General features: G+C 71.0%; 12 protein-coding genes. 10 read left to right on the plus strand and 2 right to left on the minus strand.

Translation table 11 applies throughout. From position 1 onward, the window contains the following. The first annotated feature begins 115 nt into the window (after positions 1–115). From AMK22_RS12735 to AMK22_RS12755, 5 genes are all read left to right on the plus strand, one after another. On the plus strand, positions 116–1,165 hold the full coding sequence (locus tag AMK22_RS12735; protein WP_073784402.1) for a LacI family DNA-binding transcriptional regulator: 1,050 nt from the start codon (positions 116–118) through the stop codon (positions 1,163–1,165). A 169-nt stretch (positions 1,166–1,334) separates the two neighbouring features. After that, the gene (locus tag AMK22_RS12740; protein ID WP_073784404.1) at positions 1,335–2,579 is read left to right on the plus strand and encodes a sugar ABC transporter substrate-binding protein; all 1,245 of its coding nucleotides are present in this window, start codon (positions 1,335–1,337) and stop codon (positions 2,577–2,579) included. Between the two features lie 5 nt (positions 2,580–2,584). Next, positions 2,585–3,772 carry a carbohydrate ABC transporter permease gene (locus tag AMK22_RS12745; protein WP_242433949.1) on the plus strand — a complete coding sequence of 396 codons (1,188 nt, stop codon included), beginning with the start codon at positions 2,585–2,587 and terminating at the stop codon, positions 3,770–3,772. Continuing rightward, the gene (locus AMK22_RS12750; RefSeq protein WP_079186115.1) at positions 3,769–4,707 is read left to right on the plus strand and encodes a carbohydrate ABC transporter permease; all 939 of its coding nucleotides are present in this window, start codon (positions 3,769–3,771) and stop codon (positions 4,705–4,707) included. Before AMK22_RS12745 ends, AMK22_RS12750 begins: the two co-directional genes overlap by 4 nt. Positions 4,708–4,789: 82 nt before the next feature. Continuing rightward, positions 4,790–5,410, plus strand: a complete 621-nt coding sequence (locus AMK22_RS12755) for an L-threonylcarbamoyladenylate synthase (RefSeq protein WP_073784406.1) — start codon at positions 4,790–4,792, stop codon at positions 5,408–5,410. 81 nt (positions 5,411–5,491) lie between these two features. On the opposite strand, the gene AMK22_RS12760 is transcribed toward AMK22_RS12755, so the two are convergent. Beyond that, complete coding sequence (locus AMK22_RS12760; RefSeq protein WP_073784408.1) at positions 5,492–5,959, minus strand: hypothetical protein; 468 nt, start codon at positions 5,957–5,959, stop codon at positions 5,492–5,494. A 251-nt stretch (positions 5,960–6,210) separates the two neighbouring features. Between AMK22_RS12760 and AMK22_RS12765 the strand changes: the two genes are divergently transcribed. Next, entirely contained in the window at positions 6,211–7,866 is a 1,656-nt protein-coding gene (locus AMK22_RS12765) for a translation initiation factor 2 (RefSeq protein ID WP_073784410.1), read from the plus strand. Between the two features lie 381 nt (positions 7,867–8,247). Here AMK22_RS12765 and AMK22_RS12770 read toward each other — a convergent pair whose 3' ends face one another. Then, positions 8,248–8,994 (minus strand): DUF3152 domain-containing protein, encoded by a 747-nt coding sequence (locus AMK22_RS12770; protein WP_073784412.1) that lies wholly within the window; start codon positions 8,992–8,994, stop codon positions 8,248–8,250. 368 nt (positions 8,995–9,362) lie between these two features. On the opposite strand from AMK22_RS12770, the gene AMK22_RS12775 reads away from it, so the two are divergent. From AMK22_RS12775 to AMK22_RS12790, 4 genes are all read left to right on the plus strand, one after another. Beyond that, positions 9,363–10,049, plus strand: coding sequence for a response regulator transcription factor (locus tag AMK22_RS12775; RefSeq protein WP_073784414.1), 687 nt, complete (start codon positions 9,363–9,365; stop codon positions 10,047–10,049). Between the two features lie 167 nt (positions 10,050–10,216). Further along, complete coding sequence (locus tag AMK22_RS12780) at positions 10,217–11,644, plus strand: sensor histidine kinase (protein WP_242433958.1); 1,428 nt, start codon at positions 10,217–10,219, stop codon at positions 11,642–11,644. Then, positions 11,641–12,231, plus strand: coding sequence for a hypothetical protein (locus tag AMK22_RS12785; protein ID WP_073784416.1), 591 nt, complete (start codon positions 11,641–11,643; stop codon positions 12,229–12,231). The genes AMK22_RS12780 and AMK22_RS12785 overlap by 4 nt, the downstream gene beginning before the upstream one ends. Positions 12,232–12,732: 501 nt before the next feature. After that, the gene (locus tag AMK22_RS12790; protein ID WP_073784501.1) at positions 12,733–13,194 is read left to right on the plus strand and encodes a GNAT family N-acetyltransferase; all 462 of its coding nucleotides are present in this window, start codon (positions 12,733–12,735) and stop codon (positions 13,192–13,194) included. Positions 13,195–13,788: the final 594 nt, after the last annotated feature.

A 13,788-nucleotide genomic window follows, 5' to 3' on the forward strand; every position in this document is an offset into this window, starting at 1 on the left:
CCTCTCATGGCATTGGAGCGTTCCAAAAACCTTAACGACGACTTCAACGCGTTGACAATGCTTTTGGAACGCTCCAATCTTCTCGGACCGCCGTACGATCGCCACGGAGAGACTCATGGCCCGCTCCCCCGACTCCCCCGCCGCCAAGGCCGCCCCGGTCACCCTGGCCACGGTCGCGCGGCGGGCGGGGGTCTCCCCGCAGACGGTGTCGAACGCGCTCAACGCGCCGGAACTGCTGCGCCCCAAGACCCTGGAACGGGTCCTGCTCGCCATCGACGAGCTGGGCTACCGCCCGCACCGGGCGGCCCAGACGCTGCGCACCCGCTCCAGCAAGCTCATCGGCTACGGCATCCGCCCCACCGCGCCGGGCACGTCGGTACCGGTCATGGACCGGTTCCTGCACGCCCTGTCGCAGGCCGCCGACGAGGCCGGATACCGGATCCTGCTCTTCGCCGCGCCCCCCGGCAGTGCCGGTCCGGACGAGTACGAGGAGCTGATCGACCTGCACAGCGTGGACGGCTTCGTGCTGAGCGGCACCGAGCGCGGCGACCGGCGCCAGGCGTGGCTGGACAAGCGGGGTGTACCGTTCGTGGGCTTCGGCCGGATGTGGTCCGGTCGGCAGATCGGGGACTGGGTGGACGTCGACGGCGCCTCGGGCACGGACGCCGCGGTCGAGCACCTGGTGGGCCTGGGGCACCGCTCGATCGCGTTCCTCGGCTGGCCGCGCGGCTCCGGGGTCGGTGACGACCGTGCGCTGGGATGGCAGCGCGCCATGCGGCGGCACGGTCTTCCGGTGCGGGGCAGGCGGGCGCAGAGCGTCGACGACATCGACTCCGCGCGGACCGCCGTCGGCCCGCTGCTCGACGCCGGTGCCACGGCCGTGGTGGCCGCCAGCGACGTGCTCGCGCTGGGCTGCTACCACGCCCTGCGCGAACGCGGGGCCGTGCCCGGCGAGGACGTCGCGGTCGTCGGCTTCGACGACTCCCCCGCGGCAGCGCTGCTCTCCCCCGGACTGTCCACCGTGGCCCAGCCGTTGGAGGCGGTCGGCCGCGAGTGCTTCCGGCTGCTGCTGGCCCGGATGTCGGACGCCGGTGCCCCGCCCGAACGCGTCCTGCTCGAACCCTCGCTCGTCGTGCGCGGCAGCAGCACCGCCTCGGACGGCTGACCCCGGTCCGCCCCGGACGACCGGTCCCAGGACTTCCCCTCTCCCCCACGCGCGCACCCTTCCCCACGCCTCACCCCTCATCCCCGGCCCGGAGACGGGCCGCCGACCGAACGGCGCAACCCCTTCGGATCGGCTGAGTCGCACGTCGTACCCCTTCTGGAGGAACCCCATGAGAACCCGCACGGCCGTCGCCGCACTCACCACCTGCGCTGCCCTGCTCGCCGCCACCGGCTGCTCGTCCGGCTTCGGCGGCGACGGGGAGACGAAGCAGGACGAGTCCGGCAAGCAGAAGCTGACGGTGCTGATCGCCACCTCCGGCGACGCCGAGACGCAGGCGGTCAAGAACGCGGCGGCGGCGTACGCGAAGAAGTCCGGCAACACGGTCACGGTCGAGGTCGCCAAGGACATGAACCAGCAGCTGGCCCAGTCCTTCGCCGGGCACCGGCCGCCGGACGTCTTCTACGTCAACTCCGACCAGTTCGCCAACTACGCCCGGAGCGGCTCGCTCTACGCGTACGGGGACAAGATCCCCGACGCCGACGACTTCTCCGAGCAGCTGCGCGCATCGTTCTCGCACGAGGGGAAGCTGGTCTGCGTCCCGAAGGACGAGTCCACGCTCGCCCTCGTCGTCAACACCGAGCTGTGGAAGAAGGCCGGGCTGACGGAGAAGGACTACCCGAAGACGTGGGAGGACCTGCGCAAGGTCGCGGAGCGGCTCACCCATGACGGCGTCACCGGCCTGGTCACCAGCGACGAGTACCAGCGGCTCGGCGTCTTCATGAAGCAGGCGGGCGGCTCGCTCACCGACCCGGCCCAGAAGAAGATGACCGCCGACACCCCGGAGAACGTCAAGGGCCTGGAGTTCGTCCAGTCGCTCCTGAAGTCGGGCTCCATGAAGTTCGCCAAGCAGGTCGACACCAGCTGGGGCGGCGAGGCGCTCGGCAAGGGCAAGGCCGCCATGACCATCGAGGGCAACTGGCTCGAGGGCGGGATGATCCACGACTACCCGGACGTGAAGTACGCCGTCGTGCCGCTGCCCGCGGGCCCGGCGGGCCAGGGCACCCTCGCCTACAGCAACTGCTGGGGCGTCGCCGCCGACAGCGCGCACCGCGCGGCGGGGGTCGACCTCGTGAAGTTCCTGTCCTCCGCCGAGCAGCAGCTCGACTTCGCCGCCGCATTCGGTGTCATGCCCTCGCGGTCCAACGCGCTGAAGACGTACGCCGAGAAGCAGCCGGCCGCCAAGGCGTGGGTCGACGGCACCACGTACGCCCAGGGCCCGGTGACGATCGCCGGGTTCGACAAGGTGCTGAGCCAGTTCAACACCGATCTGCAGTCGCTGCGCACCGCCGACCCGAAGAAGATCCTCTCCGGTCTCCAGCGCAACGGCGAGCAGGCGATCGCGAAGGGCAACTGAGCCGCATGCCCATCCGCACGACCCGCGAGAGCGGTGATCCTCGCACGGCCGACGGGCCCGACGGCCCGTCCGGAACGGCGGCGGGCAGGGCCCGCGCGACCGGAGGCGTCCCCGCGGACGGTCGCGCCCGTACAGCTGGAGGGGCCCGCGCCCGGCGCGCGGGCCTCCGCGGCGAGGGCGCCTGGGGCTGGCTGTTCGTCAGCCCGATGGTGATCGTCATCGGGCTGTTCCTGGTGCTGCCGATCCTGATGGCGCTCTGGGTCAGCCTGCTGCACTGGGACGGGCGTTCCAACCCGTTCTCCGGCCAGGCGGACTTCGTCGGGCTGGACAACTACCGGTCGCTGCTCACCCAGGACGGGCTCGACCGCACGCTCTTCGCGACCTCCCTGCGCAACAACGCCTACTACGTCCTGCTGACCGTGCCCCTGCAGACCATGCTGGCCCTGGGGCTGGCCATCGTCGTCAACCAGAAGCTGCTGCGGGCGCGGAGCGCGCTGCGCACGGCGTTCTTCTTCCCCTCGGTCACCAGCTCGATCGCGGTGTCCACCGTCTTCCTCTTCCTGTTCCAGGGCAGCGGGGCCGTCAACTCGCTGCTGTCCTGGATCGGGGTCGAGGGGCCGAATTGGTTCGCCGACCCACGCGGTGTGCTCTCGCTGATCCTGGGCGGTCTGGGCGTCGTCGACCCCGAGCATCCCACCGGGGTGCTGGCCGACCACTCCCTGCTGGGGCTGTCGTGGTTCGAGTGGCTGTCGGGTCCTTCGGTGGCCATGTGCACGCTGATCCTGCTCGCCGTGTGGACCACCTCCGGCACATTCATGCTGATCTTCCTCGCGGCGCTCCAGGACATCCCGCGCGAGCTGGAGGAGTCGGCCGCGCTGGAGGGCGTGAACCGCTTCCAGATGCTGCGGTACGTGACGCTGCCCGCGCTGCGCCCCTCGCTGTTCCTGGTCCTGACGCTGGGCCTGATCTCCACCTGGCAGGTCTTCGACCAGGTGTACGTGATGGGTCAGGGCGCGCCCGGGAACACCACGCTCACCCCCGCCTTCCTCTCGTACTCGGCGGCCTTCGACAACGGGGACTTCGGGCAGGGCTCGGCGATCGCGTTCATCCTGCTCTCCGTGATCCTCGTCCTGACCGCGTTGCAGCGCTGGGTGCTGCGGGAGCGTGGCACTCGCACCAGGAGGAACCGATGACCGCCACCGGTACGGCCGTACGCGACCAGGCCCCGCGTCCGTCATGCCGCCGCGCCGGGGGCGAGCGGGGGCGGCCCGTGCTGGGCCGCTTCCCGCTGCCGTGGCGCCTGGTGGGGTACGCGGTGGTCGTCGGCATGGGGCTGCTCTATCTGCTGCCGTTCGCCCTCCAGCTGGTGACCGGCTTCAAGACGGATCCGGACGCCGCCGCGCATCCGCTGTCCCTGCTGCCCGTCACCCCGACCACGGCCGCCTATCAGCGGCTGTTCGGGCTGGGCGGGACCGGCGACAGTGTCCCGTTCCTGCGCTGGCTGAGCAACTCGGCGATGGTGGCGGTGCTGGTGACGGCCGGCCGGGTGCTGTTCGACTCCATGGCCGGCTACGCGCTGGCGCGATTGCGCTTCCGCGGCCGTTCGGTGCTGTTCGCCCTGGTGCTCGCGGTGATGGCGGTGCCCGGTGTGGCTCTGCTCATCCCGAAGTTCCTGGTGCTGAACACGTTCGGCCTCTTCGACACCTACACCGGCATGATCGTGCCGCTGCTGGTGGACGCGGCGGGCATCTTCATCATGAAGCAGTTCTTCGAGTCCATCCCGCGCGAGGTCGAGGAGGCGGCCCGGGTGGACGGGGCGGGGGTGCTGCGGATCTTCTGGTCCGTCGTCCTGCCGATGGCCAGGCCCGCGCTGATCACGCTGACGATCCTGTCGTTCCAGGGGTCGTGGAACGAGTTCACGCACTTCCTGGTCAGCACCCAGTCGGGTCAGTACGAGACGCTCACCACGGGCCTGGCCCGGTTCGTCTCGGGCGGGCTCGGCGGTGGGACGCAGTACCCGCTGAAGCTCGCGGCGGCCCTGCTCTCCACCCTTCCGGTGGCGGTGCTGTTCTTCTGCTTCCAGCGGCACTTCGTGAACGGCGCCAACGCGGGCGCGGTCAAGGAGTGAGCCCGGGGTGCCGCCGGGTTCCCGGCGGCACCCCTGACGCACGAACCCGCATGCCGGGCCGGACCGCCCTTAGACTCGGCGGATGGCGAAGTACTTCGACGTACACCCCGAAAACCCCCAGCAGCGCACCATCCGGTCCGTGGCCGAGAGCATCCGGTCGGGAGCGCTCGTCGCGTATCCGACGGACTCCTGCTACGCGCTCGGATGCCGGCCGGGCAGCCGTGACGGGCTCGAACGGATCCGGTCGATCCGGCACCTCGACGACCGGCACCACTTCACCCTCATGTGCCGGGACTTCGCGCAGCTGGGACAGTTCGTCCACATCGACAACGACGTCTTCCGCGCGATCAAGGCGGCGACGCCCGGCAGCTACACGTTCATCCTCCCCGCGACGAAGGAGGTGCCGCGTCAGCTGTTGCACCCCAAGAAGAAGACGGTCGGCGTCCGGATCCCCGACCACGTCGTCACCCAGGCACTGCTCGCCGAGCTCGGGGAGCCGCTGCTCTCCAGCACGCTGCTCCTGCCCGACGAGGACGAACCGCTGACGCAGGGCTGGGAGATCAAGGAACGGCTCGACCACGTGGTGGACATCGTGGTCGACTCGGGCGACTGCGGCACCGAGCCGACGACCGTCGTCGACTTCTCCGGCGACGGGGTCGAGGTCGTGCGCCGGGGGGCCGGTGACGCGACCCGCTTCGAGTAGCGGAACCGGCGGCCGCCGCCCCGGCGGCTGTCCAACCACCCCGGTCCCCGGCTGTCCGGCCGGCAGGCGCCACAACCCCGGCTATCCGGCCGGCGGGGGCGGGCTCACGGCGGTTCTCGCGGCGGAGAGGAAAGCGAGCTTCGCCTCCACGAGGTCGTCCGGCGTCCCGTGCCGGCGCAGCCGGTCGACGAGGTTCTGGGCCGCGGCGGCGACCTCGGCCGGTCCTTCCAGGAGGACCGTGCCCAGGGCGCGTTCCAGCAGTCCGTCGTCGTCCCCGCGCCCCCGGCCGGTCCGCTCGGTCAGGATCCGGGCCTCCGCCGCTTCGAGGAAGCGCACATAGGTCTGGCGCCGCAGATCGAGGACGCGCACGGCCGCCTGCTCCTGAAGCGTCATCCGGACCGTCTCCAGGAGCGCGTCGGCCTGCCGTTCTCCGGCCCGGCGTGCCGCTTCGGCCTGCCGGATCCCCGCGTTCCGGGTGAACCATCCCGTGGCGACGCTGCCCGCGATCGCCGCCCCCGCGGCGATCAGTGCGATTCCGAGCTCACTCATTCCGCCATCCTCCCGATCGCCCCGGATCCGCGCACCGCACTTGCCGAAGATGCGGTACGGATCACTGCCGTCCGGCCGGAATCCGTCGCACGGTACGATCGAACCATGTCGCTCGACGACGCAAACTACCTCTCCCCACCTGCGGAAACGCCGGATCCAAGCGATCGCTCCCCTATAGAATGGAGGCTTGGACCGACGGGCGACGGGCGACGGGCGACGGGCGACGGGCGACGGGCGACGGGCGACGGGCGATGACGGGCGAGAGGTCCGTGTTGCTGGCCGCCCGATCGGCGGTGGCCCTGTACCGCCTCCTGGATACCCTCCTCGCCTTCTCGGGCGATGAACGTCTCACCCGCTTCTTCACGCTGGTTCCCGGATCCGACTTCGACGTCGACACCCTGTCCGTGATCGACGCCGTCAGGGGCCGTGTCCTGCCCTGGGAGGAGGCGTGCCGACGCACGTACGACCTGGTGCTCGCGGCGAGCCCGAAGGGCGAGCTGGACCGGCTTCGCGGTACGCGCGTGCTGCTCCCGCACGGGGCGGGGTTCAACAAGTCCATTCCGGGCGAGGGCCGCGCCGACTCCGCCTCCGGACTGGACCCTCGCTACCTGGCGCCGGACGGGGACGGCACCCCGATCACCCTGCACGCCCTGGCGCACCCCGACCAGGTCGCCCGGCTGGCCGCCGTCGGCCCCGAGGCCGCCGGGCGCGCCAGGGTCATCGGCGACCCCACCCTGGAACGCGTCCTCGCCTCGCTGCCCCTCCGCGACCGGTACCGGGCAGCCCTCGGCACCGGGCCGCGCACCCTGCTCGTGCTCGCCTCGACCTGGGGTCCGGATTCCCTGCTCCACCGGCGTCCCGGTCTCCCCGCCGAGCTCGCGGCCCATCTCCCGTACGACGAGTACCAGTTGGCACTGATCGTGCATCCCAACGAACGGAGCCGGCTGGGCGAGTACGAACTGACCGAGCGTCTGGCGCCCGCGCTGGACGCCGGCATGGTACTGACGGGTCCGTACGAGGACTGGGCATCCGTACTGATCGCCGCGGACGCGCTGATCACCGATCACGGCTCGACGGCGCTGTACTACGCGGCGGCCGGTGACCGACCGGTCGTGCGCGTCCACCGCGGCGGCGGCGAACTGATCCCCGGCAGCCCGATGGACACCCTCCTGGGCGGGATACCGGAACTGGGGGACGCCCGCGCCGTGCGCGAGGCACTGGCCACGTACCGGCCGGGGCCCGGACGCGACGCGGCACGGGCGGCGTTCGACCGCTGCGGCGAGGCACTGGACCTGTTGCGGACCGAGGTGTACGCCCTTCTCGGCCTCGCCCCGCCCCGGTTCGGCGCCCCGCCCCGGCTGCTGCCCTCCCCTGCGGGCGCCACCCGTGCGCCCGCCGCGTTCGACGTCCATGCCGAGGTCTCCGGCACCGCGATCCTCATCGACCGGCGCCCCGCCGGGCTCGGTGCGTCCGGGCACCACCTGGCGGTGGAGCACGGTGCCGCCCGGGAACAGCTCGCCCGTGCGGCCGGTCTGCTCTACCGCCGCGTGCTGCCGCCCGCCGCCGTTGTACCGGACGCGGCGTGGACGGCGTCCGGGTGGATCCGGCACACCCTCTCCGAGTACCCGGGCTGCCGCACGGCCGCGGCCGTGCTCTCCGCCGAGCTGTGCGTGCTCGCGCTCCGCGGCGAGGCGCGCGCCCGTGCCGTGCTGGTCGGGCCACGGTCCGAGGGCGGTCGCGTCGTGCGCGCCGACCCGGCCGCCGCCCTGTCCGCCGTCCACGCCTGGTTGTCCGGCCGGCCCGGCGGGCCCGAGGACGAGGAGCACCTGACCTGTCGCATCGGCGAACGGGCGTTCCCCGTCCTGGTCCGCCCGGCCACCGACGAGGAGACCGGGCGGCTGCTCTGAGGGCAGTACGCCCGGGCCCTGTCGTCGTACGGCAGGCGGCAGTTCGTAGCGGGCTACGTGGGCTCTCGGCCAACGCCGAAGGGGGTCCCCCCTGGCCCTTAAGGCCTTGGGGGAGTGCGTGCCGGACGGTGCGACGGGGCAAACGTTGCCGAGAGCGGCACTAGTGCTGCGACCGGAACGGTTCACCGGCTCGCGACGCCCGGCACGGCACCTCGCCGCGTTGTCGCATCACCCGAGTACGTCCCGTACGAGGGCGATCCTCCGCCTTGCGATGCACCGCACCGAACCGCGAGCCTCCCGGCAAACCTTTCCGACCACAGCACCAGCTGTAACGGCCGGTCCGGTACCTCAAGCGGCGCGCCTCCGGGAACGGCCGCCGCGTCACGTCACGTGCGGCCCGGAGACGAGGCGGCCGTTCTTGTCATAGGGCCAGGCGTTGGCGACGCATCCGTGCAGACCCTTGATCTGCTGCATCATCACCGGGGCCAGTCGCCCGGGACCCGCACAGGTCATGTGTGTGTGGCCCAGGAAGTGTCCCATCTCGTGGTTGATGATCAGCGCCCGGTAGTCATGGATCGGACCGTCGAACGTGGGCGAGCCCTCGACCCAGCGTTTGAGGTTGACCACCACTCCGTCGGGGACCTCGCAGTTGTATTCGCCCTGCGTGTCCTGGTGGATGCCAGCCCAGCACAGGGCGTCCGCCGTTCCCGGTGTCGCGATCTTCACCGTGAGGTCGTGGGGGGCTCCCGCGCCCACCAACTGGAAGGAGTAGGCCTGGTTGCGGGTCCAGCCCCGGGGAGCTGCCAGTATGTCGGCGATCTCGTTCGCCGCTTGGGCCGGCGAGATCTCGAGCCCGGCCTCGACCGCCACCACGTAGCGGAGCAGGCGCGGTCCCCGACCGACCTTCGCGCCACCGGCGTCCGCGGTGACGAACGAGCCGGTGCCCCTCGAAGGGACGTCGATCTCGGCAGGGGGCTGAGCGGCCGTCCGAGTGGGCTTCGGAGTGGGCTTCGGGGCGGGCGCGGGGGTGATGTGCACCGTACTCCGCGGGCTCGGTGCACCGCTCGACGCATCACTTCGTCCACCGTCCAGGAGGTACGGCGCCGAGCCGAGCAGGCCGACGGCCATCAGAGTGCCGATCAGATAGCTCCGCGACCGGCGGGTCGGAGCGACCCGGCGGTGGGAGGACCGGCGCGGAGCGACCCGGCGGTGGGGGGACCGGTGCCGACGGCCGTCGCGGTGGGAGGCCGGGGCGTTGCCGGTGGGTGGTGCGGATTCCCGCTCTCGTGCCGAATGCATGGCAGCTCAGGTTGGTCGTTTCAGATGATCATCATGAGCTCGGATGATGACGAAATGGCAACGATGGTTTGCCGGTGACTCTCGCAGCCCGGGGCCGGACCGTCGACACCCCGTCCCGTTGTGATCATTCGGTAACAGCCCTCGTGAGGGGCCCTTTCCGGGACGGTCGCCTCATCCGATCGGCCTACACTGGCGGAGTGCCACGAGTCCTGATTGTCGAAGACGACCCAGATGTCCGTAAGGCCGTCCAGTTGGCGCTACGACATCAGGGGCATGACGTATTCGCCGCCGGAACCGGTGAAGAGGGATTGGAACAGCTCCGCCTCTTCGAGCCCGACGTCATCGTGCTCGACCTCATGCTGCCCGGCATATCCGGCCTCGACGTGTGTCGGCGGATAAGGGTTCGCGACCAGGTGCCGATCATCATGGTGACGGCCAGGGGGGACGACATCGACGTGGTCGTGGGGCTGGAGGCCGGCGCGGACGACTACGTGGTCAAGCCCGTGCAGGCCCGGGTGCTCGACGCGCGCATACGGGCCGTGCTGCGAAGGCAGGACGCGTCGGTCTCAGACGGCCTCCGGCCCCGGGCGGAGTCGCACGGAGAGCTGGTCATCGACCGGGCGGGGCTCGTGGTGACACACCGTGGCGAACCGGTCGCGCTCGCCCCCTCCGAGCTTCGGCTGCTGCTGACCCTGTCGGCCTCGCCCGGCCAGGTGTTCAGCCGCCAGCAGCTGCTGGAAGCGGTCTGGGAGCACAGCTACCACGGCGACATACGGCTCGTGGACGCCTGCGTGAAGCGCTTGCGCGGCAAGCTCGGTGAGGGCAGGGATCCCCGGTACGTGCAGACCGCACGCGGCTTCGGTTACCGCTTCGGTATCTCGTGAACGACCGGAGAACCGTGCGGGCACGAAAGGCCGTACGCGGACGCGATGCCGGCGCGGCCGGGCAGGACGCCGGGAAGAGGCGGTTCCTCGGGGCGGTCCTGGACCGAGTCCCGCTTCCGCTGCGGGGTCTGCGCCCCCGCCTGGTGGCGGCCTTCGTCCTGGTGACCATGGCCAGTGCCCTGGGCACCGGAGCACTCGCCTTCCGGGAGGCGCGCACGGGGGTGCTGCAGCAGAGCCAGGACTCCGTCATCAGGCAGTTCCGGGCGAGCGTCAACGCCGTGGCCGTCTACACCTCCACTACGCCGGACCAGTCGGAGCTGCAGTCGGCGGTGAACCAGGTGCTCGGTGCCAACCAGTCACAAGGGTGGCGGGTCATGGCCACGTACGGCGGCCTTCGCGCCTACGCGCCGAGCGCCGACTTCCACAGGCTGAGCCCCGAACTGCGCCGGTCCGTGCAGACCAAGCGCGCCGCGGTGTTCCAGCGGATCGACGCCGACGGGCATCCCTGTCTCGTCGTCGGAATGCCGGTCACGTACACCGCCGGTGAGGGCGAGGAGTCCAGGCTCTCGGGGATGGTGATGTACCTGGTGGTGCCGCAGAACACCGAAGAGGCCTACGTACGAGCGATGATCAGCGGCATCGAGCGCGCCACCCTGGTGGCACTGTGCCTCGCCGTCGTCCTGGCGCTGCTGGCGGCGAGCGGCGTGCTCCGTCCCGTGCGGGCGCTGCGCCGGGCGACGCGCCGGATGGCCGAGGGACACCTCGACGTCCGGCTGGCGGTCAACGGTTCCGACGAACTGGCCGACCTCTCACGGTCCTTCAACGAGACGGCGGCCGCCCTGGAGCAGTCGGTCGCGGAGCTGCGCCGCCTGGAGGCCCAGGCGCGCCGCTTCGTCGCGGACGTCTCCCATGAACTGCGCACACCGCTGGCGGCGATGTCGGCGGTCACCGACATGCTGGACGAGAAGACACGGCACCTGGACCAGGAGACCGCCGACGCGCTGAGGTTCCTCAGCGAGGGAACCGGCCGGCTCAGCGGGCTGGTGAACGACCTGATGGAGATCTCCCGTTTCGACGCGGGCGCGGTCGAACTCAACCTGGACGAGATCGACTTGACCGAGTCGGTACAGCGCACCCTCGCCTCTCGCGGGTGGCAGGGCCGGGTGGAGACCCGTTTGCCCCGACCGGGCGTGCTCAGGACACGCGTGGATCCGGTCCGGCTCGACGTGGTGATGGCCAATCTGGTCGGCAACGCGCTGCGGCACGGGGCGCCGCCGGTACGGCTGACCATGGACGTGAGGGAGGAGCGAGCGGACATGGCGTGGGCCGTCATCGAGGTGACCGACAACGGGCCGGGGATTGCCGAGGAGGCCATGCCGCACATCTTCGAGCGCTTCTACAAGGCGAGCACATCACGGACCAGGAGCGAGAGCAGCGGGCTGGGCCTGGCCATCACGGCCGAGAACGTGCACCTGCACGGAGGACGCATCCGTGCGGCGAACCTGCCCGGGGGCGGCGCGGTGTTCACGGTCGAGCTCCCCCTGCACCGCGACTCCGCAGCCGCTGCCGCCGACGTCGCCGTGGGCGCCCGGTGAAGGGCTCGCGCGCAGGGGCGCTGCTGGCCGGGCTCACGGCCGCGCTCACCCTGGCGGCGTGCGGAGTCCCCCCGTCCGACGTCATCGAGGCCGGCGAACCGGCGAGCGGCATGCTCCCTCCCAGTCCGAAGCCCCCGGTGCCCACCACCATCGCCCTCTACTTCCTGCACAAGGGAGAACTGAGGCCCTATCTGCGCAGGATCGGCGGCCCCGGGGACTACGGGGCCGTCGTGCGCCTTCTGTTCGCCGGACCGACCACGAGCGAGGCCACGACAGCCACGACGGAGCTGCCCCGCCTGACGGACCCACTGGAGGTGGCGATCGGCGGCGACGACACCCTCTCCATCCATCTCCCCGAAGCTGTCCCTCCCCTCAGCCATCCGGCCATGCTGCAGTTGGCGTGCACGGTGGCCAACATGGCTCCGCCGCTTGCCATGGTGCCCGCGTACGGGAATCAGGACGGCGCCTCCGCGGCGCCTCCCGACACCGGCCAACGCTCCCCCGCGCACTCGAGCGTCCGTGTATTCGGGGACGGTTGGACGATCACGCAGTCGGCCGACTCGTGCCCCGACTCTCTCCAGCCGTAGGAGGAGCCCAGGCACGGCCCAACGAACCACATCGGTCCGCGTACGGGCGTGGGCGGCGGTCAGCGGCTGCCGAACGTTCGATGGCGCGCGGCCGGAGTCCGGTGACATCGGACAGCGGACGTCGGTGTTGCGCAGCGGTACGGATTGTCCGCGAGCCGACCGCCAGGCCGAAAGCACTCCGCCGCCATCGCGAGCCCGAGGGCGCCGTAGCCGAGTCCTCGGCGCCCCCCACCGTCGCCGACCGCGTCTGCGATCCGCAAGCACGTCCTGGATCCTGGAGGTGTCCGCCCCTGTCATGGCCGACGCCCTCGGCCACCACCACGTCACCACCACCGAGCTTGCCGCCCTGACCGCAAGCACCTGGAGCCGGTGCGCCGCCGGGGACCGCCTACGGTCATCATCCGGCTGGACCCCGCACAGCCCTGGCGCTGGAGCGCGACCGAGGTCTGCCGAGTGAAATCCGTTCGTCCCAGAAGGGCAGGGCGGGTGATACTCCGCCCCATGAACGAGGTCTGCTTACGAACTGCTGAGCCCTATGAGGCCGGAGTGCTCACGGCGCTGACGCGCCGGTCGAAGGCGCACTGGGGCTATCCACAGGCGACGCTGGATCGGATGGCGGGAATGCTGTCGATCAGCTCCGCCACCATTCGTGACGGGCACGTCGTTGTCGCGGAGCGGGACGGTGTGGTGACGGGCTACTACCAAATCACGGGCGAGCCTCCGCACGGCGAGCTGGCAGACCTGTTCCTCGAACCCGAGGCGATCGGCACCGGCCTGGGGAGGACGCTCTGGGAACACGCCGTCGACTCGGCCCACAGCGCGGGCTTCCACACCCTGACCCTGGAATCCGACCCTCACGCCGAAGGGTTCTACCTGCGTATGGGGGCCGAGCGCATCGGTGAACGAGAGGTCGCCCCAGGCCGGACGCTTCCGGTCTTGAGGGTCGCCTTCCACACGGCATGACAGCCCCCGGGCGGGGATGGGACCGGTGCTTCACGCTCTCGCCGAGCTGATGCACGGGTCCGGCCCGATCGAAACACCCACACCGCTCTCGCCCGTGTCCGTGGCGGTCCGACGGCCATCGGCGAGCCGGCCCGGACCGCGCGCATCGACCCTCTTCCCTTCGCCACGCAGTTGTGTGAACACCGCGCCACCTGCGCCGACACCCGGACATTCGCACAGACCCTGCCCGCCGACCGGGTTCGTCGGCCGAGCATCGCCGGTACCCCGCCCAGGCACGCGAAGCAATCAGAGCACGCCACGCAGCATTCCGGCCACAACACTTCGCCCGGGCCACCACCTTCAGGACGTCGTGAGGTACAGCACCGCAGCCGATGCGGGCTCGTCCACCCCGACGGCCGATGTCCACGACTCGGCCATTGGCCGGCATCGAGCCGCCCGCAGCACCGACGCGTCCAGCGGGTCCGCGCCGCGAGCGGGCCCTCGGTGCGCCTGGTGCTCCGCGGGCCGGCCCTCCTTCCAGGGGCCGCGGAAATCCGTGGACGTACCTGCGGCAGATCACCTACCGTGTGACTCCACGCCCTGAGATGGACGGAA

This window comes from Streptomyces sp. CB01580, from assembly GCF_001905795.1.
GTDB lineage: Bacteria > Actinomycetota > Actinomycetes > Streptomycetales > Streptomycetaceae > Streptomyces.

Excerpts from the sequence above, each read along its gene's own strand:
- AMK22_RS12735 (WP_073784402.1), top strand. The coding sequence starts at position 116 with ATGGCCCGCTCCCCCGACTCCCCCGCCGCCAAGGCCGCCCCGGTCACC.
- AMK22_RS12740 (WP_073784404.1), top strand. The coding sequence starts at position 1,335 with ATGAGAACCCGCACGGCCGTCGCCGCACTCACCACCTGCGCTGCCCTG.
- AMK22_RS12745 (WP_242433949.1), top strand. The coding sequence starts at position 2,585 with ATGCCCATCCGCACGACCCGCGAGAGCGGTGATCCTCGCACGGCCGAC.
- AMK22_RS12750 (WP_079186115.1), top strand. The coding sequence starts at position 3,769 with ATGACCGCCACCGGTACGGCCGTACGCGACCAGGCCCCGCGTCCGTCA.
- AMK22_RS12755 (WP_073784406.1), top strand. The coding sequence starts at position 4,790 with ATGGCGAAGTACTTCGACGTACACCCCGAAAACCCCCAGCAGCGCACC.
- AMK22_RS12760 (WP_073784408.1), bottom strand. The coding sequence starts at position 5,959 with ATGAGTGAGCTCGGAATCGCACTGATCGCCGCGGGGGCGGCGATCGCG.
- AMK22_RS12765 (WP_073784410.1), top strand. The coding sequence starts at position 6,211 with ATGACGGGCGAGAGGTCCGTGTTGCTGGCCGCCCGATCGGCGGTGGCC.
- AMK22_RS12770 (WP_073784412.1), bottom strand. The coding sequence starts at position 8,994 with ATGGCCGTCGGCCTGCTCGGCTCGGCGCCGTACCTCCTGGACGGTGGA.
- AMK22_RS12780 (WP_242433958.1), top strand. The coding sequence starts at position 10,217 with ATGGCCAGTGCCCTGGGCACCGGAGCACTCGCCTTCCGGGAGGCGCGC.
- AMK22_RS12790 (WP_073784501.1), top strand. The coding sequence starts at position 12,733 with ATGAACGAGGTCTGCTTACGAACTGCTGAGCCCTATGAGGCCGGAGTG.